At 71.5% G+C, this 24,593-nt stretch carries 15 protein-coding genes, 1 tRNA gene and 1 pseudogene; 10 read left to right on the top strand and 7 right to left on the bottom strand.

Annotation, left to right across the window (positions count from 1 at the left end; all coding sequences use genetic code 11):
- Positions 1–99: 99 nt before the first annotated feature.
- Together ACIQ9E_RS15215 and ACIQ9E_RS15210 are read right to left on the bottom strand one after the other, a co-directional pair.
- On the bottom strand, positions 100–2,655 hold the full coding sequence (locus ACIQ9E_RS15215) for an ABC transporter permease (RefSeq protein WP_403706976.1): 2,556 nt from the start codon (positions 2,653–2,655) through the stop codon (positions 100–102).
- The gene (locus tag ACIQ9E_RS15210) at positions 2,652–3,581 is read right to left on the bottom strand and encodes an ABC transporter ATP-binding protein (RefSeq protein ID WP_403706974.1); all 930 of its coding nucleotides are present in this window, start codon (positions 3,579–3,581) and stop codon (positions 2,652–2,654) included. Before ACIQ9E_RS15210 ends, ACIQ9E_RS15215 begins: the two co-directional genes overlap by 4 nt.
- Positions 3,582–3,823: 242 nt before the next feature.
- Here ACIQ9E_RS15210 and ACIQ9E_RS15205 point away from each other — a divergent pair, with 242 nt between their 5' ends.
- A complete protein-coding gene (locus tag ACIQ9E_RS15205; protein ID WP_403706972.1) occupies positions 3,824–4,396 on the top strand; it encodes an SgcJ/EcaC family oxidoreductase in 573 nt (190 codons plus the stop codon).
- Between the two features lie 21 nt (positions 4,397–4,417).
- On the opposite strand, the gene ACIQ9E_RS15200 is transcribed toward ACIQ9E_RS15205, so the two are convergent.
- Complete coding sequence (locus ACIQ9E_RS15200; protein WP_403706970.1) at positions 4,418–5,590, bottom strand: hypothetical protein; 1,173 nt, start codon at positions 5,588–5,590, stop codon at positions 4,418–4,420.
- Positions 5,591–6,056: 466 nt separating this feature from the next.
- On the opposite strand from ACIQ9E_RS15200, the gene ACIQ9E_RS15195 reads away from it, so the two are divergent.
- The 3 genes and pseudogenes from ACIQ9E_RS15195 (at position 6,057) to ACIQ9E_RS15185 (ending at position 9,365) form a co-directional block, all read left to right on the top strand.
- Positions 6,057–6,962: an NADP-dependent oxidoreductase gene (locus tag ACIQ9E_RS15195; RefSeq protein ID WP_403706968.1), complete on the top strand. Its 906-nt coding sequence runs from the start codon at positions 6,057–6,059 to the stop codon at positions 6,960–6,962.
- A 79-nt stretch (positions 6,963–7,041) separates the two neighbouring features.
- Positions 7,042–7,737, top strand: a pseudogene (locus tag ACIQ9E_RS15190) (response regulator transcription factor); the annotation flags it as partial.
- Positions 7,738–7,964: 227 nt separating this feature from the next.
- On the top strand, positions 7,965–9,365 hold the full coding sequence (locus ACIQ9E_RS15185; RefSeq protein WP_403707400.1) for an ATP-binding protein: 1,401 nt from the start codon (positions 7,965–7,967) through the stop codon (positions 9,363–9,365).
- Here ACIQ9E_RS15185 and ACIQ9E_RS15180 read toward each other — a convergent pair.
- Together ACIQ9E_RS15180 and ACIQ9E_RS15175 are read right to left on the bottom strand one after the other, a co-directional pair.
- On the bottom strand, positions 9,328–9,834 hold the full coding sequence (locus ACIQ9E_RS15180) for an SgcJ/EcaC family oxidoreductase (RefSeq protein WP_403706966.1): 507 nt from the start codon (positions 9,832–9,834) through the stop codon (positions 9,328–9,330). The genes ACIQ9E_RS15185 and ACIQ9E_RS15180 overlap by 38 nt on opposite strands.
- 261 nt (positions 9,835–10,095) lie before the next feature.
- The gene (locus tag ACIQ9E_RS15175; RefSeq protein ID WP_403706965.1) at positions 10,096–11,745 is read right to left on the bottom strand and encodes a DHA2 family efflux MFS transporter permease subunit; all 1,650 of its coding nucleotides are present in this window, start codon (positions 11,743–11,745) and stop codon (positions 10,096–10,098) included.
- Between the two features lie 440 nt (positions 11,746–12,185).
- Between ACIQ9E_RS15175 and ACIQ9E_RS15170 the strand changes: the two genes are divergently transcribed.
- Positions 12,186–13,718, top strand: coding sequence for a right-handed parallel beta-helix repeat-containing protein (locus tag ACIQ9E_RS15170; RefSeq protein ID WP_403706963.1), 1,533 nt, complete (start codon positions 12,186–12,188; stop codon positions 13,716–13,718).
- Between the two features lie 87 nt (positions 13,719–13,805).
- Here ACIQ9E_RS15170 and ACIQ9E_RS15165 read toward each other — a convergent pair whose 3' ends face one another.
- Complete coding sequence (locus ACIQ9E_RS15165; RefSeq protein ID WP_403706961.1) at positions 13,806–15,038, bottom strand: right-handed parallel beta-helix repeat-containing protein; 1,233 nt, start codon at positions 15,036–15,038, stop codon at positions 13,806–13,808.
- A 907-nt stretch (positions 15,039–15,945) separates the two neighbouring features.
- Positions 15,946–16,018: transfer RNA gene (locus tag ACIQ9E_RS15160), tRNA-Arg, on the bottom strand.
- A gap of 313 nt (positions 16,019–16,331) precedes the next feature.
- Between ACIQ9E_RS15160 and ACIQ9E_RS15155 the strand changes: the two genes are divergently transcribed.
- The 5 genes from ACIQ9E_RS15155 (at position 16,332) to ettA (ending at position 24,475) form a co-directional block, all read left to right on the top strand.
- Positions 16,332–17,915, top strand: a complete 1,584-nt coding sequence (locus tag ACIQ9E_RS15155) for a dynamin family protein (RefSeq protein WP_403706959.1) — start codon at positions 16,332–16,334, stop codon at positions 17,913–17,915.
- A gap of 171 nt (positions 17,916–18,086) precedes the next feature.
- On the top strand, positions 18,087–19,784 hold the full coding sequence (locus ACIQ9E_RS15150) for a GTPase (RefSeq protein ID WP_403707398.1): 1,698 nt from the start codon (positions 18,087–18,089) through the stop codon (positions 19,782–19,784).
- Between the two features lie 166 nt (positions 19,785–19,950).
- Positions 19,951–20,448, top strand: coding sequence for a single-stranded DNA-binding protein (locus tag ACIQ9E_RS15145; RefSeq protein ID WP_403706957.1), 498 nt, complete (start codon positions 19,951–19,953; stop codon positions 20,446–20,448).
- Between the two features lie 685 nt (positions 20,449–21,133).
- Positions 21,134–22,534: an LAETG motif-containing sortase-dependent surface protein gene (locus tag ACIQ9E_RS15140; RefSeq protein WP_403706955.1), complete on the top strand. Its 1,401-nt coding sequence runs from the start codon at positions 21,134–21,136 to the stop codon at positions 22,532–22,534.
- 276 nt (positions 22,535–22,810) lie between these two features.
- Positions 22,811–24,475, top strand: a complete 1,665-nt coding sequence (gene ettA / locus ACIQ9E_RS15135; protein ID WP_403706953.1) for an energy-dependent translational throttle protein EttA — start codon at positions 22,811–22,813, stop codon at positions 24,473–24,475.
- Positions 24,476–24,593: the final 118 nt, after the last annotated feature.

Genomic DNA, 24,593 nt, shown 5'->3' with positions numbered 1-24,593 from the left:
GGCTCCGGTTCCGGTTCCGGCTCCGGTTCCGGTTCCGGGCTCCGGTTCCGGTTCAGGGTTCTGATTCGGTCGCGGGCGCGGTCGCGGGCGCGGTCCGACTCAGTCCCGTACGCCCGCAGCCGCCACCGGCTCCGCCCGCAGCGCCGACCGGGTCGGCAGGCTGGTCGAGAACCAGCCCAGCAGGGCGACGGCACCGGCCACCGCGAGCCACACCACCGGCTCCACATGCGGTACGGGCCGCCCCGTCAGCGCCAGCGCGCTCCCCACCATCGGCGGCAGGGCGATCAGCGTGCCCAGCGCCAGCGCCGTGAGGACGACCACCCACGACTCCATGAACATCATCCGCCGGGTCTGCCGGGCGGTGGTGCCGATGAGCCGGAGCATCGCGAACTCCCTGCTCCGCGACGTCACCGTCATGACCAGCGTGTTCACCACCGCGATCAGGACATAGAGCAGCAGGGCCCCGTTGGCGATCAGACTCGTCCACGACTGATCGGCGTACGCGCCCTCCTGCGCCGCGGCGTAGTCGTCCGGGGACACCACCGCCAGCGTCGGCGTCCGCCCGGCCAGTTCACCGAGGGACGCGCCCGCCTTCGCCGGGCCGCCCGCCCGCTCATCGGCGGTCACCAGCAGGGCACTGTTCAGCCCGCTCGTGGTGTGCCGGATCAGCAGTTGGTGGGGGAGGGTGACTTCGCCGAAGCCCAGCCCGTTCCCGTAGACCGCGATCACCTTCAGCTTCTTCCGTACACCGTCCCCGAGGTGGAGATCGGCGGTGTCCCCGACATCGAGCCCCGCGGTGCCCGCGGCCATCCGGCTCAGGGCGACGGTGTCCCCGGTGAGACCGGTCAGACCGCCTTCCCGCACATCGAGGTCGAGCGCCTGCCCGAGCCCCGCCGGGTCGATGCCCTGGGCGCTGAAGGTCTCGGCCCGCGGCTTACCGGCCTCGTCGTAGTTGAGCAGCACCTGCGAGCGGGCGACAGGGGTAGCCGCGGTGATCCCGGGCAGGGCCCGTACGGCCTCGGTCAGTTCGGGCGACAGGCCCGTGCCGGGACCGCCACTGGTGAGGACCCAGTCCGCCACGACCCCTTCCGCCGTCTGCCGCTTCGCCTCCTCCTGGCCGGTGGTCAGCAGGGAGATCTGGAGCAGTGCCATCGCGGCCCCGAGCGCCAGCGGCACCACGGCACCGCTCAGCCGGCGGGAGTTGGCGGCGCTGTTCGCCGCGGCGAGATAGCCGCTGACGCGGGACCGGGAGAGCAGCGGACCGAGCAGCCGCGCCACCGCCTTCACCAGCACCGGGCCGATCAGCGCGGCTCCGACCATCAGCACCAGCAGCGCGCTGCCCGCCCCGGCGAGCGCGGCCTGCCCGGGGATCAGCAGGGGCAGTACGACGGCGGCGACCAGGCCCAGCGCGATCAGCACCAGACCGGAGAGCAGCCGGCCGCGGCCCAGCGCCGCCGGTTCGACCTGCGATTCGCCCAGCGCGTCCACCGGCCGGATCCGGGCCACCCGCCGGGCCGCGAGATATCCGGCGAGCCGGCCGCCGAGGACGCACAGTACGACGGAGGCGACGGCGGGCAGCGGATTGCGGGCCAGACCGAAGTCGGCGGGCAACGAGCCGGCCTCGGCGAAAGCGGCCCGCAGCCAGTCGGCGACGAGGAAGCCCTGGACGGCGCCGAGCAGCGAGCCGACCACCGACACCAGCAGTGTCTCGGCGCCGATCAGTTTGTGGATCTGGCGGGGCGTGGCGGCGATCGCGCGCAGCATCGCCAGTTCGCGGCGGCGCTGCTGGATGCCCAGGCCCAGGGTGGAGAAGACGACGAAGACGACGACGGCCAGCGCCGTACCGCCGAAGGCCGCGGAGAGTCCGACGAGGAATCCGCGCGACTGTCCGACGTCGAGGAACTCGACATCACCGACCTCACGCCCGGTGTGGACGTCCGTGCCGGGCACGGCCTTCGCGATCCGGTCCGCGAGCGCCGACGCGTCCGTACCGGGTTCGGCGAACACGCCGACGGCGGTCAGCCGGTCCGGGTGGGGCGAGAGTTCCGCGGCCCGCGCGTCCGTGAAGAAGACGGACACCTGCCGGCCGACGGGGCCGACGATGCCCGTGATCTCGTACGGTGCCGGGGTCGTGCCGACGGCGAGCCGGATCCGGTCCCCGACCTTCAGGCCCGCCGCGCGGGCCAGGTCCGCGTCGACGACGGCCTCCCGGCCGGTGCGCGGCGGCTCGCCCGCCGTCAGCTCGAAGGGGGCGAGGGCGGCGGACGACCAGCCGTGCCCGTACAGCGGATCACCGAGGTCGAGCGGGTGTCCCTGCCGGTCGGCGGCGCTCAGCGCGATCGTGCGCTCCCCGACCGCGCTCCGGACGCCCGGGACCTTCGCGATCCGGTCCGTCACCGTCGCCGACAGCCCCGCCCGCTCCGGGTAGACGGGGTCGAAGTCCTCGGCGACGGGCTTGGACTGCTCGCCGCCGACCACGACGGTCGCCCCGGCGTAGCGCTGCGGTTCGACGCCCGAGGTGAGCCCGGACACCAGCAGCACCCCGCAGGCGGTGATGACGGCGGATCCGAAGAACAGGGCGACGAAGGCGGCGACGAAACCGCCCTTGCGGTGTTTGATCGTGCTCCAGGCGATATCGAACACGGCGCGTCTCACCGGTCCCCGAGGTGGGTCATCCGGTCGGCGATCTGCTCGGCGCTCGGCCGGTGCAGGGCACCCGCGGGCCTGCCGTCGGCGAGGAAGACCACGGAGTCGGCGTACGACGCGGCCACCGGGTCGTGGGTGACCATCAGAACCGTCTGCCCGGTGTCGTCCACGATCTGCCGGAAGAGCTTCAGCACTTCCTTTCCGGTACGGGAGTCGAGGGCGCCGGTCGGCTCGTCCGCGAGGACCGCGTCGGGGCGGGTGACCAGGGCGCGGGCGATCGCGACCCGCTGCTGCTGGCCGCCGGAGAGCTGGGCGGGGCGGCGGTCGGCGTACCGGTCCATGCCGACCCGCCGGAGCACCTCGGCCAGCCAGGCGTCGTCGACGCGGGTGCCCGCGAGCCGGGGGACCAGGGTCACGTTCTGCCGGACCGACAGGGCCGCCATCAGGTTGTAGGCCTGGAAGACGTAGCCGATGCGCTCGCGGCGGACCGTGGTGAGTGCGGCCTCCTTCAGCCCGGAGAGTTCGGTGTCCCCGAGGTGGACCCGACCGCTGGTGGGGCGGTCGAGCCCGGCGAGGCAGTGGAGGAAGGTGCTCTTGCCGGAGCCGGAGGGGCCCATGACGGCGGTGAAGGTGCCGCGGGGGATGGACACGGAGATGTTGTCGAGGGCGGTGACCGTGTTCGCGCCGGTGCCGTAGGTCTTGGTCACCGACTCCAGGCGGAGGGCGGCGGGGGCGGTGTCGGTACGGGCTCCGCGGTACCGGCCGGGAGCCGTCTCCGTACCCGGACGGGCGGTTTCGTACGGGGCGGGAGGTGTCCCGTACTCCGTGCCCCGGTGTCCCGCGGCATGGCGGTCCGGATACGCCTCCGTGCCCGGGTGCGCACCCGGATATGCGCTCTGGTGAGCGTCCTGCGCGGGGTGCCAAGGCGATGTCATCTGTCCTGCTCTCTCGTGTCCGTCTGCGAGAGCAAGTCAACCGAGGGGCGGGGGGCCGCCACGAGCGGTCCTGCCGGTGTCTTCGTGGTGGAGCCTGCTCCACCATCGGCCCGGGGAAGGGCCGGGGGCAAAGGGCGGTATTGACCTCAAGCAATATTGAGGTTGCACGCTGTATCCGTCGCGGTCACCCGGCCGCGGCGGACACCGCGCACGGTCGCGCACGGTTGTGAAGGAGCCCCGCCATGAAGCCTCAGGTTGCTCAGGTTGCTCGGACTGCCCAGGTCGCCCAGGTCGCCCAGGTCGCTCAGGTTGCTCAGGTTGCTCAGGTCGCCGGAGTCGAGGTCCCGCAGGAGGATGTGGACGCGATCGTCGCGCTCGTCGCCCGGGTGGAATACGCCCAGCAGAACGCGCTCCCGGAGGTGTTCCTGAGCCCGTTCCGGCCCGACGCCTTCTGGACCACGGCGCACGGGAAACGGCTCACCGGGGCCGACGAGATCGGCGCCTTCACCCGTCAGGTACTGCCCGCCACCGCCGACCACGAGATCACCGCCTCGTACGCGGCCGAGCACATCCTCTTCATCCGCCCCGACATCGCCGCCGTCAAGGTCCGCCAGCGGCCGGTCACCCGGGACGGGGAGGCGCTCGACGAGGTGTTCCGGGGCCATGCGGACCCGTCCGCGCTGGTGGCCGAGCGGCCCGACGCGGTGCCCGGCACCCCGCTGTACGTCCTGGCCAAGGACGACGGCGAGTGGAGGATCGCGGCGGCGCAGAACACCAAGGTCATCGACCCGGAGACACTGGCAGCTCCGGCCTGACCCGGGTACGGGGTTCCCGGGTCAGCGCACCCCGGTCGCGGAGAGGATCTGCGGGTCGTAGCCGTTGCCCGACAGTACGGTGGCGGGCTCGCCCTGGCCGGCGGGCAGCTCGACCAGGGCGTTGACGCTGCCGCGCTGGTCGACCCGGCGGAACGACCCGCCGCCCAGCAGGACGTCGGTGTCCGAACCGGCCGTGAACGCGACGGTCCGCTCCCCGCCCGGGGTCGACACCCGGTGGTCGCGGGTGAGGGTGCACATCACCAGGGAGCCGCCGGACTCCAGGCGGAACACCGGCAGTCCGGCATCCGTGGCCCGATAGGTGTAGTCGCGGCGCAGCCCGTCGCCGGAGAGCCCCACGGCGTACGACCGCAGTCCGGTGGTGAACGGGCCCGACGCGAACTCCCGGTCGGCGGCGACGGCGGCCGGGGACGGCTCGCCGGGGACGGTGGTGGTCAGGGACGCGGCGAGGGTGTCGCACACCCGGCGGTCGGCGGCCGCCGACCCCGACATCCGGATGGCGCCCGCGGCGGCGCGGTCCAGCGCCGGCAGCATTGCGGTCCCCGGCCGGACGACGTCCTGGGGGTACCTGGTGTCCGGGAGGGGGGCGGCGAACTCCTCGTACCGGACCGACGGCGGCAGTGGCGGCGCGGGTTCGGGCCCGGTCAGCGCCGAACCCCCGACGGCCGCCCGCCACGGGCTGCCGGGCCGTTCCTGCACGAAGTAGTGGACCTCCGCCGTACGGTCCGTCTCCCGCCCCTCCCGCTTGCTGAACGACGCGAACCAGCGGGGGTACCCCTCGCCGTTCCGCGTGTCGGGTATCAGGAACGTCGGATTGCGGTAGCCCGCGAGCGGCAGCGCGGTACCCGACTTCCGGGCGACCGCGTACTGCGCGAGGGACTCGGCGAGCAGCGGACCGGTCTGGACCATGCGGATCGACGCGTCGTCGAGGGCCGCGTCCGCGGCCGCCTTGGTGTCCGCATAGTCCTGGAAGATCTCCCGGGCCTCCTGGGACCGGAGCACCATCGGCCCCGGGGCGGTGGGCGACGGGGAACCGGACCCGCCGGAGCCCGCGGAGCCGCCGGACACGGCCGCAGCGGAACAGCCCGTCGCCAGTGCCGTCAGCAGTACGAGACCGGCTGTCCCGAGCCGGGCGAAGGGGCGTATCACAGCGTCGTGCCTCCGGGTCGTGTACATCGCCCCTTCAGCGTAGGCGAGCCGCCCCCGGGGCCGGACCTCGCCGCCCGCGGCAGGGGCCGGGGGCCGGTCCGCCCTCGGCACGACAGCTCGCCGCCCGCTCGGTACGACAGCTCGCTACCCGCTCGGCGCGGAACCGCCGTCCACCGGGAGACGGGGGCCGGGACCGGGACCGGGGCCGGAACCGCCGTCCACACGGGGACCGGGACGGGGGCCGGCCCCGGCGCCCACATGGGGACCGCGCCCCCCTCGGAATCGGTACGCGCACTCGGCCCCGTGCTCACCTCGGAGCCGGTACGCACACCCCGCCGCCTCCCGCCCCCGTCTCCCCGTGAACCGTGTCCCCCTTTGGAGTGCCGAAGACCGGGCCCCGGGCGTGCTCCGCCCACCGGACCCCGTCCCCGGCCTACTCTGGCCAGCCGGTGACCGGCATGCCACGGCCGGCTGGAGAGGGCGAGGACCTGCGATGAAGGCCATCCAGTTCGAAGAGTTCGGCGGTCCGGAAGTGCTGGAGCCGACCGAGCGCGAGGTGCCCGAGCCCGGTTCCGGGCAGGTACGGCTGCGGATCGTCGCGGCCGGGGTCAACCCCATCGACTACAAGATCCGCAGCGGTTCGTTCCAGAGCGTCTTCCCCACCCTGCTCCCTTCTGTCCCGGGAGTCGAGGCCGCGGGTGTCGTGGACGCGGTCGGTGCCGATGTCCGCCATCTCGCCGTCGGCGACGAGGCGTTCGGTTTCACCGACACCGGCGCCTACGCCGAGTACGCCCTCGCCTCCGTGGTCGTGGCGAAGCCGCCGGAGCTGTCCTTCGAGGAGGCCGCCGCGCTCACCATCGCCGCCGAGACCGCGCAGCGCACGCTCGATGTGCTGGAAGTCTCCGCCGGGGAGACCGTGCTGATCCACGGCGCGGCCGGGGGCGTCGGTACCGCCGCCGTCCAGCTGGCGCTCGCCCGGGGCGCCCATGTGATCGGTACGGCGTCCCCGGCCCGCCACTCCGCACTCCGCGCCCTCGGGGTCACCCCCGTCGCCTACGGGGACGGACTGGTCGCCCGGGTCCGCGAGGTCGCCCCGGACGGGGTGGACGCCGTTCTCGACGCCGCAGGCAAGGGCGCTCTGCCCGACTCCATCGAGCTGCGGGGCGGTACGGTCGACCGGATCGTCACCATCGCCGACCCGGCGGCCGCCGACTACGGCGTCCCCTACTCCTCGGCGGCCGTCCGCGACCGTGACCAGCTCGCCGCGCACGCCGTCCTCGCCGCCGAGGGGCGGCTGCGGATCCCGGTCGCGGAGGTCTTCCCGCTTACGGACGCGGGGCGGGCCCAGTACGCCAGCGAACACGGCCACGCCCCGGGGAAGCTGATCCTCAAGCCCTGAGGGCCCCGGCCAACGGCCCATCGGCGCCCGCCACTCCGCCGTACCCCGCCCGCACATTAGTGTGCCCCTCGTGCATGTATTGCGGGTACTGCTGGTGGAAGACGACGAGCCGGTCGCGGAGTCGCTGCGACGCGGCCTGCTCCGCTACGGCTTCACCGTGAACTGGGCCACCACGGGCACGGCGGCGCTGGCCGTCACCGACCCCTACGACCTCGTCCTGCTGGACCTCGGCCTGCCCGATACCGACGGGCTCGACGTCTGCCGGGCGCTGCGCCGCCGCGGCGACGTACCGATCATCGTGATCAGTGCCCGCAGCGACGAGACGGACCGGGTGGTCGGCCTGGAGATCGGCGCGGACGACTATGTGTCCAAACCCTTCGGGGTACGGGAGGTGATCGCCAGGATCCGTGCGGTGATGCGGCGGGTCCGGCCCGCGCAGCAGGTGTACGGCGGACCTGACCGCTACGGCTCGCGGCTGCTGGTCGACCGCAAGGCGGCGCGCGTCCGGCTGGACGGCGCGGAGGTGGCGCTCACGCCCAAGGAGTACGACCTGCTGGCCTTCCTCACGGAGGAGCCGGGAGCGCTGATGTCGCGCGAGCAGATCATGGAGGCGGTCTGGGACGCCAACTGGTTCGGCCCGACCAAGACGCTGGACGTCCATGTGGCGGCGCTCCGCCGGAAACTGGCGGGCGCGGTGGTGATCGAAACGGTGCGCGGGGTCGGCTTCCGCCTCGTCGTCACGGACCCGGTCCCTGGTACGGACCCGGGCGCAGGCACGGTCCCGGGCCCGAGGACGTACCCGGGCCCGGCCCCGGACACAGACACGGCCCCGGACAAAGACACGTACACGTACACAGACACAGACACAGACACAGATACGAACCCGGACACTGCCCCGCACCCGCCACACCCCGCGCACCCCGCACGCCCCGCATGACGCATCACCCCCTGCGTGACGACGGCCCGCCCTCCGGTATCGCCGCCCGTGGCCGCCGGAGCGGTATGCTCCGGCGCCTGATCGTCAGCTATGTGCTGCTCGTCGGGGTGGCGCTGGCGGCGTTCACCGTGCCCGTGGCCTTCACCCTGACCACCCAGCTCCGTAACGACACGGAGGACTCGGTCCGCCGCGAGGCCACCACGATGGCCCTGCTCCTCGGCGGTGACGCGCCCGCGCGGCAGGCGCTGGACCGGGTCGCGGATGCCTACGCCGACGAGACGCCCGGGGTGGTCGAGGCGGTCTGGGCCGACGGAACGGCCGTACCGTCGCTGGGAAGGCCCGCCCGCCCGGACGATTCGGCCTTCCTGCTCGCCCTGCGCGACGGCCGGACCACCGTCGACTGGGGCGAACAGCCGGTCTGGGGGCCGGAGCTGGCCATCACCGTGCCCGCGCGGGCGCAGACCGGGGACCGCGCGATCGTCGGGGCGCTGCGGATCCGGTACGCCACGGACGACCTCAGCGACCGGCTCTGGAAGGTCTGGGGCTTCCGCGCCGTCCTCGCGGTCGGGGTCCTCGCCATCGCCGCGGGCCTGGGCGCGATCGCAGCCCGGCTGCTCACCAAGCCGCTGCGCCAGCTCAACGACATGGCGAGCAGGTTCAGCGACGGCGATCTGACGGCCCGCTCGCCCATCACGGGCCCGCGGGAGACCAGGACCCTGGCCCGCACCCTCAACCAGGGCGCGGAACGCCTCGACACCCTCGTCGCCGCGCAGCGCATCTTCGTCGCCGACGCCTCGCATCAGCTGCGCACCCCGCTGACGGCGCTGCGTCTCTCCCTCGACAACATCGCGGACGGCGTCGACGACGAGTTCGTCCGTGAGGATGTGGAGCAGGCGACCGCCGAGGTGGTCCGGATGAGCCGGCTGGTCAGCGGACTGCTGGTACTGGCCAGGGCGGAGGCCAAGGTGTCGACGCCGGAGCCGGTGCCGCTGCGCGAACTCGTCGCGGAGCGGCTGAGCGTCTGGCGCCCGGCCGCCGACGAGCGCCGGGTCAGGATCGTCCTCACCGGTGACGTGGACGACCGCCTGTACGTCCTCGCCGGCCCCGGCAATCTCGACCAGGTCCTCGACAACGTGCTCTCCAACGCCTTGGAGGTGTCACCCGACGGCGGCACCATCACCATCCGGCTGACGGCCGCCCCCGACGGCGACGAAGCCGTCCTGGAAGTCCTCGACCAGGGCCCGGGTATGTCCGCGGCCGAGCAGTTCCGCGCCTTCGACCGCTTCTGGCGCGGCCAGGGGCTCACCGGCCGCTCCGGTACGGGCCTCGGCCTCGCCGTCGTCCGGCGGCTGGTGACGGACGACGGCGGTACGGTCGGCCTGGGCGACGCCCCCGGGAGCGGCCTCCGGGTCCGGATCGGCCTGCGGATCAGCCGTCGGCCGGGAGCACCGAGGAGTGGTGGTTGACGATCAGCCATTTCCCGCCGCGCTTCTCGTACGCGTAGGTGTAACGGGCCACGACCTGCGACACCTTGCCCGTCGCGGGGTCCGTCAGATGGAACCGGTACAGGCCCGCGTCCACGGCCGAGTCCCGGTCCAGCACGTTGATCACCGTACGTATCTTCTCGCCCCGCGGCTTCTTGGCCAGGAAGTGTTCGAAGTAGTCGACGATTCCCGCCCGGTCGGTCCGGATCTGCGGCGAGACCGTCGGCAGCAGAACGGCGTCCGCCGCGTACCGGTCCGCGACGATCCGCGCGTCCCGGGTCTGGAGAGCCGCGTTCCACTGCCCGAACAGCGCCGCGATCTCCCGTTCGGCGGGCTTCCCCGGACGCTCGTCGTCGTCCCCGGCGCGGGCGACACCGGCTCCGGCGGCGACGGTGAGGGCAACGGCCGCGGTAGTGGCGACGACAGCGCGGGCACGGAAGGTTCGCTTCATCGAGTCTCCTGCTCGGTGGGGGGTGGGTGCTGCGGATCACCCCACGATCGCGCCCGCCGCATTAACGCCCGCCCAGCATCCGGGCAGCACCCGCCCAAGCCCCGGCCAAGTTCTCCGTCCCGGGCCGAAGCCGCCCCCGCGGCTTCAGGTTCCGTGGCCTCTCGGGTCCTGCGGTCTGGCAGGTTCCGTGGCCTCTCGGGTCCTGCGGTCTCGCAGGTTCCGCGGCCTCTCGGATCCCGCGGCTTCAGGTCCCGCGGCCTCTCAGGTCCCGAGGCCCGCGGGCTCCGGCCGCCCGGCGCCCTCCCCGCCCTCCCCGCCCTCCCCGGTACGCGGTTCGAGCCCCCCGGCGCCCGGTTCCGGCTCCCGTTCCGCGCGGGCCGGCAGCAGGGCCACCACCAGTACGGCGGTCGCGGCCGCGAGCCCCGCGCAGATCAGCGCAACGGTCGACATGCCCGCGGCGAAGGCGCCCCGGGCCGCGGCGGCCACCGCGGCACCCTGCTGCTCCACCGGCAGTTTCTCCGCGATCCGGAGCGCACCCGCCAGATGGTCCCCGGCCACCGTGCGGGCCGCCTCGGGCAGTGCAGGAGGCAGTTCCTCCGAAACCTCCCGCCGGTAGGTGGAGTTGAGGGCGCTGCCGAGTACCGCGACACCGACCGAAGCGCCGATCTGGCGCATGGAGTTGGCGAGGGCCGACCCGGCGCCGACCTGATGGGCGGGCAGCGAGCCGAGGATCGCCTCCAGGGCGGTCGGCATGGTGAACCCGAGGGCCGTGCCCATGACGGCGAGCGCGGTGCCGGTGACGGCGTAGTCGGTATCGGCGTCGACCGTGGCCAGCAGGAGCAGACCAGCGGTCCAGAGGACCATTCCGGTGGCGACGATCGCCTTCGTACCGAACCGGCCGGCGAGTGGGCCGCCGACCGCGGCGGCGACGATCAGGGTCCCGATCATCGGCAGCAGATGGAGCCCGGTCGCCATGGCGTCCTTGCCCTGCACCTGCTGGAGGAACTGCGGTACGGCGAACAGCACACCGAACAGGATGAACATCACCGCCGAGATCGCCACGCTCGACCAGGTGAACCGGGCGTTGCGGAAGAACCCGAGGTCGACCAGCGGATGAGTGGCCCGCCGCAGCCGTACCAGCAGTGCCGCGAGCAGGGCGAGTCCGCCGACGGCGGTGACCAGGACGACCGGGTCCGACCAGCCCCGGTTCGGCACTTCGATCACCCCGTAGACGAACGCGGACACGCCCGCCAGGGACAGCGCGGCACCGATCAGGTCGAGCCGTGGGGCGTGCGGATCCCGGGTCTCGGGCACGAGGAGCAGGATGCCGACGACGGCGACGACCACCACCGGAACGTTGATCAGGAAGATCGACCCCCACCAGAAGTTGCTGAGCAGCCACCCCCCGGCCAGCGGGCCCAGCGGCAGACCGAGCGCGAAACCCGCCGTCGCGACGGCCATCGCCTTGGAGCGTTCCTCCGGCGGGAACATCAGCGGCACGATCGACAGCGCGAGGGGAGTGATCGCGGCGGCCCCGGCGCCCATGACGGCCCGCGCCAGGATCAGGCCCTCGGGACTGTCGACACCCATGACCATGGCGGAGCCGATCCCGAACAGCAGCAGCCCGCCGACGAGGACGAGCCGTCGGCCGATCCGGTCGCCGAGTACGCCGAGGGGCAGGAGGAGCCCGGCGAAGGGGAGGGTGTAGCCGTCGGTGAACCACTGGAGTTCGGTGGTGGTGGCCTCCAGTTCGGTGGCCAGGGTGGGCAGGGCGACGGTCAGGATCGTGGCGTCGAGCCCGACGACCAGCAGGCCGAGTACCGGGGCCGCCAGGGCGAGCAGGCGCCGTCGTGCGAGGCCTTGGCCGGCGGTGGACGGATTGTGCGGTGCGGTGGTGCCGGATGGTGCCATCGGTGTGCTCCTCAGCAAGGAACGGACAGCGGACGAGGTACGGCCCGAGCGAACGGACGGCCTGCAACGGCACCCCACCCGGAACACTCCCGGGCCACCCGGATACACCCCCCATGGGTATATGCCGTCCGCGAAGTGAAGCGCATCTCGGCGCCCGCCGCAAAGGCTGCACCGGTCTCCGTTGTCATCTTCGTTAACGCTGCTCTGACCTGCGCAGATACATCCGGACTCCCGGATTCCGACCCTGGTCCCGCCCTGCACACCGCTCGGCTCCAACTTCTCCACCCGCAGTCCGACTTCTCCAACTCCTTCTCCAGCTCCTTCTCCAACTCCGCTGCGACACAGGGGAATTACGTGGTGATACCCGTTACCCGTCCTATGATCGCGCTGTCGAAGTCCGATTCAGAGCTGATTCATTCGAACGACGGAAAGGTTCACCTGTGCAGATTGCGGCTCAGCCCGGAGTGTTCAACGTCCGCGATTACGGTGCCACCGGAAACGGCACGACGATCGACACCACTGCTATGCAGTCCGCTTTCGACGCCGCCCGGCAGGCCGGCGGTGGAACAGTGGTCATCCCCGCCGGGACCTATGCCGTTGACAACTTCCTCGTGGTGTTCGGAAACACCACGATCTCCGCCTACGGGGCCACCGTCCGCTCGGTAGCCACGACGCGCGGGGTGCTGAGAAACTTTCTGACCGATGACAGCTTCCCCGGCTATGAGGGAAACTCGGGGATCACCGTCGAGGGCGGTATCTGGGACGGCAACGCGGCGCACGCGGGTGTGGGTACGGTCACCGGTACCACCAACGTCATGGCCTTCATCCACGCCCGGGACATCACGGTACGGGACGTGGTGATCCGCAATATCTCCTCCGCCCACGGGGTCGAGTTCAACGCGATCGACGGCGGCCGGATCCTCAACTCCCGCTTCGAGGGCTTCAAGGACAACTCGGTCGCGCAGGACCGGGGCTTCTCGGAGTCCGTCCAGATCGACATCGCCCGCTCCGGCAGCTCCTCGATCCCCCAGCACGGCCTGACGACCTGCCGGAACATCCTGGTCCAGGGCTGCTACTTCGGCCCCTCCAGCCGTCTGCCCGCGGCCGGACGGGCCATCGGCAGCCACACTTCGGACATCGACCGCACCTACGACAACATCCAGATCCTCGGCTGCCGTATCGAGGGCGCCACCCGGGAAGGCGTCCACGCCTTCTGCTGGCGCAACTCCGTCATCGCGGACAACGTCATCACCGGCACCGGACAGACGGCGATCCTGCTCACGGTCGCCGCCCCCGACCAGCGTACGAACTCCCATTCCATCGTGGTCAAGGGAAACGTCGTGACGGACTGCGCGGTCTCGGGAATCCGGGTCGCCGGGAACTCCGCAAACCGCATCACGGGCGCCGTCGTCTCCGGAAACACCGTGCGCAATATCTCCGGGAACGGCATCCATATCGCGGATGCGCCGGGGGCGATCGTCAGCGCGAACCATGTCGATACCACCGTGAGCACCGGGATCTACGCGGTGGATTCCGACGGTGTCTCCATCAACGGCAACACCACTCTCGCGACGGGCTCCAACGGTATCAATATCGCCGGCTGTCAAGGGGCGATCGCCTCCGGGAACACCGTACGGGAGACGAAGTCGAACCACGGAATCTACGTCGGTGACGGAGCACGGGCCGCCGCCGATGTACTGATTTCAGGAAACACCGTTCGCGCAGCGTCTGTCGCGGGGATCCGGGTGGCGGGCTCGGCCACGGACTGCACAGTCACCGGAAACCGGGTGAAGGGCATGACGGCGGCCCAGTTCGGCATCACGCTCAACGGGGCCGTCACCCGTGCGGCGATCGTCGGAAACGACCTCTCCGGAAACAGCTGGCCCGCCGCGAACGCGATCGTCCCGTCCACGGCGCTCCCGCGGGTGGACTGGTCCGGCGGTACGACCCTGCCGGGCCACAACCTGGTCTGAGTCCCGCGCGGCCCGGGGGCGCCCGCCCTGCTGTTACGCCCGACACGAACGCTGTGCCGGGCGTAACAGTCCCCTCTCTCTTATACGTCAGGGGGCGCAGACGACCCCTGAGCACTGCCCGGCCTGTGAATTGCCACTGGCCAGATTGCCGCCGCCGTCGATGTTCCCCGGGTCGGCGAAGATGCCCCAGCCGTTGTTGCCGCGGGCGGTGTTGGCCTGGATGGTGTGAGCGGACTTGGAGACCGCGATACCGCCGCCCTTGTTGGTGTTGGTGGTGTTGCGGATCAGCTTGTTGCCCGCCCCGGCGGCCGCGTCCCCGGTGACGTAGATGCCGCGTGCGTTGTTGGCGTTGGCCTGGTTGAGCTGGAGGTCGTTCCGGAGTGAGCCGCCCAGGCTGATCCCGTCTCCGGTGGTGCTGCTCGCGTTGTTCGAGTGGATCACGTTGCTGTCGGAGAAGCTCAGCTCGATCCCGCCGGTGTTCCCCCGGACGTCGTTGCCGTTGACCGTGTTGCTGTGGGCCGACTGGAGGACGATTCCGCTGTCGCCGGCGCCCTGGAGGGTATTGGAGAGGACCCGGTTCCCCGAGGAGTCCGAGACGATCAGCCCGGCGTCCGCGCTCCGGGCCGACGAGTTGCCCTGGACGAGGTTGCCGTTCGAGCCGACCCGCAGAGTGATTGCCGCATCGCCGCTGGTGCCGACGGTGTTGGTCAGCAGGGTATTGGCGCGTGAGCCCTCCAGGATCAGCCCGACGCCGCCGCTGCCGCTGATCCCATTGCCCTCGATATGGTTGCTCGCGGAGTTCTGGAGGTAGACACCCTCGCCCTGGTTGCCACTGATCGTATTGCCGGTGATCACATTGCCGTTCGAGGCCGCGGTGATCGCAATACCCCGGTGCGACTGGCGGTCGACGAGGTTGTTGCGCACACGGTTGTTGGTGTGAGCGTTGGTGAGCCCGATACCGGTGAATTCGTTGCTCTGTACGGCGATCTTCTCGACGATATTGCCGGTGGTGCCCGCGTTGAGCTGTACCCCGTGATCGAACTGCTGCACCCGGCCCTGAGTGACGCTGCCATTGGTGATCACAGCGTTCGCGAACCCGTTGTTCCGGATCCCGACGCCCAGACCGACGCCGTCAATGGTGTGTCCATTGAGGTCGATGGTGATACCGCTGCCGCCGACGATCAGGCCGTCGCCGGGACAATTGAGCAGATCGGCGTGGAGGACGACGCTGGTCGTCACCGTCTGCCCGCAGGTCAGATGTGCTGCCTGCGCCGTCTGCGCAGGCGCCGTCACACCCAACAGCGCTGCCGCTCCCACCACGGCCAACGACCTTGAGCAAATCGTCCTGGAAAGGCGGATCATGCCGAGACTCCTTCTGTCATGGCATTGCACACCGGCCTCCCGGACCCGGACGGGCCCTTGAGGATTGCGGCGGAACGGGGACGACGGCCCGCCTCCAGGACAGGGTCAAGGGAAAACCCTCAGAAGACTATGAGGTGGCAAAGAATGACTCAAGCCGGGTGCAGGTTGACCGAATCACCGGAACATCCGATCGCCCACGCCCCCCGTGTTGTTGCTTCCTGCCCCCTTTGGATCTTCTGGAAATCCTGCATTCCCGGCGAGACCGACAGCGGCAGGCAGGGGGACAGGGGCCGCCGAGCAGGCTCCGGCCAGGCAGCCCGTCCATCTGCCCGGACCGCGTCTCGCCCTGCGGGAGTTGAGCCCCTGCGACGTGGACGGAGTGTTCGCGGTCTACGGCAGCCCGGCGGCCACCCGCCACCTCGGCTTTGAGCCCCGCACCCGCGACCAGGTGGCCGCGATCGTGGAGCGGTCCATCGCTTCGGCGACGGTGAACCCGCGCCGACACGCTCGGCCTCCACCGGATCCGGGCCGCCCGGTCGCCGCTCAACGCCGCCGGTGCCGCGACGATGGCCGCCGCCGGAATGGTGGAGGAGGGCCGGATCCGTGAGCATGTCCACAAGGCAGGGGAATGGCGGGATTCCATCGTCCACGGGATCCTCGACCGGGAAGGGCGACAGGCTCGCACGGAGTAGCCGGCACCCTCTCAGGGGCGCCCCCGGGCTCTCCCCGGCCCACGCCGTATGCGTCCGCCGACGGCCGGACCAGACACCCGGCGCGCGGCAGGCCAAGGAGCTTGGCCTGAGCACGCCGGGCAGGTGGCCATGCGAAGGCCCCACCGGCATTCGCGCCGGTGAGGCTGCGTAAGCGCCCCCGGCAGGACTCGAACCTGCGGCCAAGCGCTTAGAAGGCGCCTGCTCTATCCACTGAGCTACGGGGGCCGGATCGTGGTGGCCGCGGAGAAACGGAGTGTGAGAGTCCGTGGCCGTGCCGGGGACAAGGATAAAGCTCCCGTTGCCTTGACCCCGTTGCTTCGCCTGCGTGGCTCGATGTGGAGGTTCGGTGAAGCGAACCGATAATCGCAGGCAGGTGCGATTCCCGCAGCGCTTTTCCCGCCTCCGGTCGAGCATGTTGTGCACTCGTTATACCTGCGCCGCACTCATCCCCTCTGTCCGCTCTGTCTGACCGGCGCGCAGACATGCCCATACGCTTCAAAATGGCTGAAAAATTGGGCATTCTTCACATGTGGTGACCTTGGATGCACGGCCTCAGTTGATCAATGCTCTGACCGCCCTTCGGGACCGGGTCGCCGCCGTGCGTCTGCCGCTGCCGCTGGCCGGGGCGCCCCGGGCCCGGCAGACGCGCGGAGAACTGCTTGCGCAACTCGACGACTATCTCGTACCGCGGCTCAAGGACCCGGGCGCCCCGCTGCTCGCCGTGGTCGGCGGGTCGACCGGGGCCGGGAAGTCGACGCTGGTGAATTCGCTGGTCGGGCGACGGGTCAGCGAGGCCGGGGTACTGCGGCCGACCACCAGGACACCGGTGCTCGTCTGCCATCCCGACGATCACCACTGGTTCAGCGGGACCCGGGTACTGCCCCGGCTCACCCGGGTCTGGCTGCCCCACCAGGAGGAGAACGAGGGCACAGCGGCCGCCGGACGGGCCGAGCTGCGGGTGGAGAAGGCGTCCGGGCTGCCCCGCGGGCTGGCCCTGCTCGACGCACCCGATATCGACTCCCTGGTGGTCGACAACCGGCTGCTGGCCGCCGAGCTGATCTGCGCGGCCGACGTATGGGTCATGGTCACCACCGCGTCGCGCTACGCCGACGCCGTGCCCTGGCATCTGCTCCGTACCGCCAAGGAGTACGACGCCACCCTGATCACCGTTCTCGACCGGGTCCCGCACCAGGTGATCGACGAGGTCTCACGGCAGTACGCGGCCCTGCTGACCAAGGCCGGACTGGGAGACGTGCCCCGGTTCACCATCCCCGAGCTGCCCGAATCCGCGGGCGGCGGCAGAGGGCTGCTGCCGAGGACCGCGGTCGCGCCGCTGTACGCCTGGCTCGCCCATCGCGTCGAGGACCCGGCCGCCCGTCAGCAGGCGCTCGGCCGGACCGCGACCGGGGTGATCGACTCCCTCCGGGCGCGGATGCCCGAGCTGGCGTCCGCCGTCGCCGGGCAGTACGCCGCTTCCGTACGGCTGATGGGCGCTGTCGAGGGGGCGTACGAGCGGGAGCGCGCCCGCCTCGACAAGCAGCTGGCCGCCGGGTCCGTACTCGCCGGCGACGCCCGGACCCGGTGGCGCGGCTTCCCCCGCGACAGCACCGCCGGTGAACTGCTGGACGCCCTGACCGGCAGCCTGTCCGCGCTGGTGCAATGCTCCGTGGCCGCCGCCGACGAGCGGGTACGGGAGGTCTGGCGCCGTGACCCCGCGGCGGCCGGGGTCGCCGCCGCACGCCCCGACCCGGAGGCCGCCGAGCGGCTGGGGATCGCCGTCCGGCGGTGGCGGCGGGAGCTGGAGGAACTGGCGGAGGAGGAGGTACAGGGCGTCGACCGGACCCCCGCACCCGACCCCGAGACGGTGGCCGCCCTGGTCGCCGCCGCCCTGCTCGGCGGGCGCCGGGCCCGATCCGCCGGTGAACGCCTCGCCGAACGGATCGGCGCCATGACCGCGCTCCGGCTCCGCGACCGGGGCGGCGAACTCCTGGGCGCGGCCATCGGCTCCGTACTCGACGGGGAACGCGACCGCCGCCTCGCACCGCTCGACGCCCTCGACATCTCCCCGGAACCGCAGGCCGAACTGATCGCCGCGCTGTCCCTACTACAGAAGGTGAGATGAGGCGTGGAGAACGACGAGCGGCGCTGGGACGACGGGCTCATCGCCCGCCGCGCGAACCAGGATCCCCGCCGGGAGACCGGCAAGAGGCAGGAGGAGAGGGGAAGGGAAGCGACGGGGCCGGAGGCGGAAAGCGAGGCGGAGCGACGGGAAGACCTCGCGGACGACGGGGAGATGACGGAGATGGAGTACGGCGGCGGGCTGCGCCACCGGCTCGACGCCCTCCGCGAACTCGTCGGACTCTCCCGCACCCGCCTCGACGACGACGCCCTCACCGAAGCCGGACGGGTTCTCGGCGAGGCCGCCACCCGCCGCCGGCTCTCCGCCCGGCACACCGTCGTCGCCATCGCGGGCGCCACCGGAAGCGGCAAGTCCACCCTCTTCAACGCCCTGGCGCAGGTCCCGCTCTCCGAGACCGGGCTGCGCCGCCCCACCACCTCGGCACCGATCGCCTGCGCCTGGTCGGAAGGGGCCGCGGGGCTGCTCGACCGGCTGGCGATTCCGCCCCGGCTGCGGCGCCGGCCCCTCGCGGGCGGGGCGGAAGAACTCTCCGGGCTGGTCCTCGTCGACCTCCCCGACCACGATTCGGCGCTGCGCAAGCACCGGGACCAGGTCGACCGGGTCCTCGCCCTCGTCGACGCCGTTATCTGGGTGGTCGACCCGGAGAAGTACGCCGACGCCGCCCTGCACGAACGCTACTTGCGGCCCCTCGCCGGGCACGCAGAGGTCACCTTCGTCGTCCTCAACCAGATCGACCGGCTGCCCCCCGACGCCGCCGACCAGGTCCTGGACGATCTGCGGCGGCTGCTCGACGAGGACGGCATGGCCCTGGGCGAACACGGCGACCCGGGCGCCACCGTCCTCCCCGTCTCCGCCCTCACCGGTACAGGCCTCGGGGAACTGCGGGAACTGCTCGGCGCCTTCGTACGGGACCGTACCGCGGCCGCGCGCAGGCTCTCCGCCGATGTGGACGCCGCCGCCCACGGGCTGCGCGGCGCCTATGTGGCCACCGGCCGTACGGGACTCGACGAACGCGCCCGTGAGGAGTTCGCCGACCGGCTCGCGGAGGCCGTCGGCGCCGACGCGGCGGGCGAGGCAGCCGAACGCGAGTGGCGCCGGCACGCCGGCCGCGCCTGCGGTACGCCCTGGCTGCGGCTGTGGCGTTGGTACGAGCGCAAGCGCATGCCCGGGGAGGCACGGCCCGCGGCCGGCACGCCCGCCGAGGAGGAGCTGACGGCGCGCCAGCGCGTGGAGCATGCGGTGCGTACGGTCGCCGACGAGGCCGCGTCGGGACTGCCCGCGCCCTGGGCCCAGGCCGTGCGGGAAGCGGCGGTACGGGGTTCGGACGGGCTGCCGGAAGCCCTCGACGAACTGGCCGTCAGGGAGGAGGCGGAGACCGGGAGGCGGCCGCTGCGCCCGGCCTGGTGGCCCGCGGCCGTACTGGCCCAGGCGTCGATGACGCTGGTGCAGATCTACGGCGGGCTGTGGCTGGTGGGGCAGATCGTGGGGGTGTTCCAGCCGGGATTGGTCCAACCGGCGCTGCTGATGCTCGCCGGGATCGTCGGCGGGCCGCTGGTGGAGTGGGCGTGTACGGCCGTGGTACGGGGCCCCGCGCGACGGTACGGGCAGGATGCGCGGCGCAGATTGCGGGAGGCGGCCGCGGGGTGCGGGCGGGCGATGGTGCTCGACCCCGTCGCGGGCGAGCTGATGCGCTATCGGGAGGTACGGGAGCAGTACGCGGCCGTTGCGGGCAGTACCACCCGTACGGCGCTGGGCGGTTCACGCGGAACCGGTGGCGGCCGGGGCGGGCGGGGGAGCGGGGGCGGGGGAGTTGTTCTGGGGGTGACGGGCTTTTCCACAAACGGCCGCTAGTCCACAGGGCCCGGCGGGGAATTCCCCCAAGGCCCAGCATGGGGTTCCGGCGCCGGGAGCGCCGGAACCGGCCGCGGCGGCGGAGCCCGGCCGGTGCGGGGCGGGTGGGCCGAAGGGGCTCGGCCGGGAATTGGGCCCGAGGGGGTCCGGAGGGGGAGTGGACGTCATGAGTGAGACGACGGTGACGCTGGTGGGCAACGCGGCGACGGGCGTGGAGTACCGGGAGACGGTCAACGGCCCGGTGGCGCGGTTCCGGATGGCGGTGACCCCACGGCGCTGGGACCGGCTGCGCAGTGTCTGGACGGACGGGCCCACGAGTTTCTACACGGTCTTCGCCTGGCGCGGGCTCGCGGCCAATGTGTCGGGTTCGGTATCGGTGGGCGATCCCCTGCTGGTCCACGGACGGCTGCGGGTGCGGGAGGTCGAGAGGAAGGGTGAGGAAGGGGGTGCCGCGGGACCCGTTGCCACTGCGGGACCCGGTGGCGCGGCGGGACCCGTTGGTGCCCGGGAGGCCGAGTCCGGGAGGGCGGGGGATCCGGGGCGCCGGGTCTTCGTCGACATCGACGCGATCGCGGTGGGACACGACCTCAACCGGGGTACGTCGGCGTTCCGCCGGGCCATCCGGCCCGTCACGGGGGCGGGCGCCCCGGCGGCCGGGTCCTGAGCGGGGGAGGGGGCACAAGCCCGCCCACCGGGCCGGTACGGCTTCCGCATCCTGAGACCGCTGCCGTCTGCGGGCGGGACGAGGTCCCCTCACCACCCCCCGGCGGGACGAGGCCCCCTCACCGCCCCCGGCGGGACCAGGCGTCCTCACCGATCGCGGAGGTCCGGTGACCGGCAGCCGCCGAAGGTTGCATTTTCTCTGCAACCCCCGTTCCCGGGTATGCCTTCACACCGTCTCCGGAAGTTCTCCGGGCGATTCACCGGACCTTCCCTGCGCATCCTTCCCATGTTTGTCCAATGGTGTTGCGAAAGCTGCGATTGCCGCACTGACCTGCGTGTTTAAGGCCAAGTGCACTCCGTTCAAGCCATTCTGGCGCAGGAGATTTGTCGATAAGGAAGGGGGTGGGGTGGTTGGTGCGGCCATCGGTGATAACGATTCCGATTCGGAATGGTTGTATGACGGTACGGCGGGGGATGCCGCTGCTTCGGCGTCCATAGGATTCCCCCGTACTCACGGGGCACTTGAGTCTGTAGGCGAGGCGCACTCCCCACACGCATCGTGCGCATCATGCAACGAGCCTCGCCCGGAGGGGATTTCTGTGTTTGCACTGTTCTCTGCGTCGTCCGCGCCGTCTGCGTCCGGTGGGCGCGGGCGGTCCGCCGCTCGCCGGGCCGCGGCCGCCGCCGTGGTGACGGGCCTGGTCGCGACCGGTGCTCTCACCGGTGCCGGTGCGGCCGCCGCCACCGACGGCGTCCAGCACGGGGGCGGCGCGGTCGCCACCCTGTCCGGGCTGAAGGTCTACGACACTGCTCTGCTGCACACACCGGGCGAGGCGCCGTTCAAGATGCCGGCCGGCCTCTTCGAGCTGACCGGCGACGGCGGCGGCACGCTGAAGACGTACTGCATCGACCTCCACAACCCGACCGAGGACGGCACGAAGTACCGGGAGACCCCCTGGGACGAGAGTGTCCTCAACAAGAACCCGAACGCGGGCAAGATCCGCTGGATTCTCCAGAACTCCTTCCCGCAGGTCGACGATCTGACGGCGCTGGCGCAGAAGGCCGGGGCCAAGCCCGGGTCGCTCACCGAGAAGACCGCGGCCGCGGGCACTCAGGTCGCCATCTGGCGCTACTCGGACAAGGCCGATGTCACCGCCGCCGACCCGAACGCGGAGCTGCTCGCCGACTACCTGGAGAAGGAGGCGACGGCGCTGGAGGAGCCCAAGGCTTCCCTCGCGTTCACCCCGCTCGCCGTCTCCGGGAAGCCCGGCACCCGCATCGGCCCGGTGACCGTCACCACCAATGCCGCGAAGGCGGCGCTGCAGCTGTCGCCCGACGCCGCCGGTATCGGCGTCAAGGTCGTGGACGAGGCGGGGAAGCCGCTGGACAGCGCCGTCGACCAGCAGAAGGTGTACTTCGAGGTTCCCGCCGACGCCCCCGACGGCACGGCGAAGCTGAACGCGAGCGCCGGCACCACTGTTCCGGTCGGCCGCGTCTTCGCCCCCCTCGAAGGCACCAGCCAGACGATGATCCTGGCCGGCTCCAGCAAGTCCGACGTCACCGCGGTGGCCGCCGCGAGCTGGGCCAGGACCGGCCCCGTCCCGGCCGTCACCTTCAAGGAGAACTGCGACAAGAACGGCGTCGACGTCACCGCGACCAACAAGGGCGACTCCCCGTTCACCTTCACCCTCGCGGGCGCGGAGCACACCGTCCCCGCGGGCGGCTCCAAGACGGTGACCGTGCCGGTCGAAGAGGACCAGGCGTACGACATCACCATCACCGGCCCGGACGGGTTCAAGGAGAACTTCAAGGGCGTCCTGGACTGCAAGCCGGCCGGCAAGCCGACCCCGAAGCCGTCGTCCGAGCCGACCCCGAACACCGCAGGCGGCACCAGCACCGGGGGCACCACGGGCACGACCGGCTCCACCACCACCGGCACCACCGGCTCGTCGACCGGCGGCGACCTGGCCGCGACCGGCGGCTCCAGCGCCACCCCGATGATCGCCGGGATCGCCGTCGCGCTGGTCGCGCTCGGCGGAGGCGCGGTCTTCTTCCTCCGCAAGAAGAAGGCGGCCGCCGGAGAGTAGTCGCCCTTGAGCGCGGAGTGAATCCGCGCCGGTCCGGAGAGGGCCCGTGAGTACACGGGCTCCTCTCCGGCCCCACGGCCCCGAGGAGCCTCACGGCAGCTCGGGGCCGTCCGCATTGCCGGCCCGGCGCCCCGAACCGTGGGCGGGCCGCCGGGCGAGGGCCCTGGGCGGACGGGCGGGCCGGGCGGCCGGGGCTGCCGGTTTCCGCCACGGCAGCGCGGTACGGCAAGATGGGGTGTATCTCTGCCCACCCACTTATCTGCCGGACGGTTTCTCTTGGCTGAGTACATCTACACGATGCGCAAGACGCGCAAGGCGCACGGCGACAAGGTCATCCTCGATGACGTGACGCTGAGCTTCCTGCCCGGCGCCAAGATCGGTGTGGTCGGCCCGAACGGTGCCGGTAAGTCCACCGTCCTGAAGATCATGGCCGGTCTGGAGCAGCCGTCCAACGGCGACGCCTTCCTGTCGCCCGGATACACCGTCGGCATCCTGCTCCAGGAGCCGCCGCTCGACGAGTCCAAGACCGTTCTGCAGAACGTCGAGGACGGCGTCGCGGAGATCAAGGGCAAGCTCAACCGGTTCAACGAGATCGCCGAGCAGATGGCGACCGAGTACACCGACGAGCTGATGGAGGAGATGGGCAAGCTCCAGGAGGACCTCGACCACGCCAACGCGTGGGACCTCGACGCCCAGCTGGAGCAGGCCATGGACGCCCTCGGCTGCCCCCCCGGGGACTGGCCGGTCACCAACCTCTCCGGTGGTGAGAAGCGCCGCGTCGCGCTCTGCAAGCTGCTGCTGGAAGCCCCCGACCTGCTGCTCCTCGACGAGCCCACCAACCACCTCGACGCCGAGTCGGTGCAGTGGCTGGAGCAGCACCTCGCCAAGTACGCGGGCACCGTCGTCGCCATCACCCACGACCGGTACTTCCTCGACAACGTCGCGGGCTGGATCCTGGAACTCGACCGCGGCCGCGCCATCGGCTACGAGGGCAACTACTCCACCTACCTGGAGACCAAGCAGACCCGTCTCAAGGTCGAGGGCCAGAAGGACGCCAAGCGCGCCAAGCGGCTCAAGGAAGAGCTGGAGTGGGTCCGCTCCAACGCCAAGGGCCGGCAGGCCAAGTCCAAGGCCAGGCTCGCCCGGTACGAGGAGATGGCGGCCGAGGCCGACAAGATGCGCAAGCTGGACTTCGAGGAGATCCAGATCCCGCCGGGCCCCCGGCTGGGCAGCGTCGTCGTCGAGGTCAACAACCTCTCCAAGGGCTTCGGCGAGAAGCTGCTGATCGACGACCTCAGCTTCACCCTGCCCCGGAACGGCATCGTCGGCGTCATCGGCCCGAACGGCGCCGGCAAGACGACCCTGTTCAAGATGCTCCAGGGCTTCGAGGAGCCGGACGCCGGCACCATCAAGGTCGGCGAGACCGTCAAGATCAGCTACGTCGATCAGTCCCGGTCGAACATCGACCCCAAGAAGACCCTGTGGGCCGTGGTCTCGGACGAACTCGACTACATCAACGTCGGCCAGGTCGAGATGCCCTCCCGGGCCTATGTCTCCGCCTTCGGTTTCAAGGGCCCCGACCAGCAGAAGCCCGCCGGCGTCCTCTCCGGCGGTGAGCGCAACCGCCTCAACCTGGCGCTCACCCTCAAGCAGGGCGGCAATCTGCTGCTTCTCGACGAGCCGACCAACGACCTCGACGTCGAGACCCTGTCCTCCCTGGAGAACGCGCTGCTGGAGTTCCCCGGCTGCGCCGTGGTCGTCTCCCACGACCGCTGGTTCCTCGACCGGGTCGCCACCCACATCCTCGCCTACGAGGGCGAGTCCAAGTGGTTCTGGTTCGAGGGCAACTTCGAGTCGTACGAGAAGAACAAGGTCGAGCGCCTCGGCGCGGACGCGGCCCGCCCGCACCGCGCCACCTACAAGAAGCTCACCCGGGGCTGAGGCGCCCCAGGGCCGCCCGGGACGCCGGGCGGCCCGCTCCGGGAGCCGCGGCCGCGTGACCGTTCCGGTCCGCACGGCCGCGGCTCCGTGAGTACAGAGAGCACGAGCAGACAGAGAA

This window comes from Streptomyces sp. NPDC094448, from assembly GCF_044763775.1.
Lineage (GTDB): Bacteria > Actinomycetota > Actinomycetes > Streptomycetales > Streptomycetaceae > Streptomyces.
The sequence above is the reverse complement of the archived record's forward strand: the minus strand, read 5'-3'. Positions and strand labels throughout refer to the sequence as shown.

What these genes read in the sequence shown, in the direction of transcription:
- ACIQ9E_RS15210 (WP_403706974.1), bottom strand. Translation starts at nt 3,581, where the DNA reads ATGACATCGCCTTGGCACCCCGCGCAGGACGCTCACCAGAGCGCATAT.
- ACIQ9E_RS15175 (WP_403706965.1), bottom strand. Translation starts at nt 11,745, where the DNA reads ATGGCACCATCCGGCACCACCGCACCGCACAATCCGTCCACCGCCGGC.
- ACIQ9E_RS15200 (WP_403706970.1), bottom strand. Translation starts at nt 5,590, where the DNA reads ATGTACACGACCCGGAGGCACGACGCTGTGATACGCCCCTTCGCCCGG.
- ACIQ9E_RS15145 (WP_403706957.1), top strand. Translation starts at nt 19,951, where the DNA reads ATGAGTGAGACGACGGTGACGCTGGTGGGCAACGCGGCGACGGGCGTG.
- ACIQ9E_RS15180 (WP_403706966.1), bottom strand. Translation starts at nt 9,834, where the DNA reads ATGAAGCGAACCTTCCGTGCCCGCGCTGTCGTCGCCACTACCGCGGCC.
- ACIQ9E_RS15205 (WP_403706972.1), top strand. Translation starts at nt 3,824, where the DNA reads ATGAAGCCTCAGGTTGCTCAGGTTGCTCGGACTGCCCAGGTCGCCCAG.
- ACIQ9E_RS15185 (WP_403707400.1), top strand. Translation starts at nt 7,965, where the DNA reads ATGCTCCGGCGCCTGATCGTCAGCTATGTGCTGCTCGTCGGGGTGGCG.
- ACIQ9E_RS15195 (WP_403706968.1), top strand. Translation starts at nt 6,057, where the DNA reads ATGAAGGCCATCCAGTTCGAAGAGTTCGGCGGTCCGGAAGTGCTGGAG.
- ACIQ9E_RS15150 (WP_403707398.1), top strand. Translation starts at nt 18,087, where the DNA reads ATGACGGAGATGGAGTACGGCGGCGGGCTGCGCCACCGGCTCGACGCC.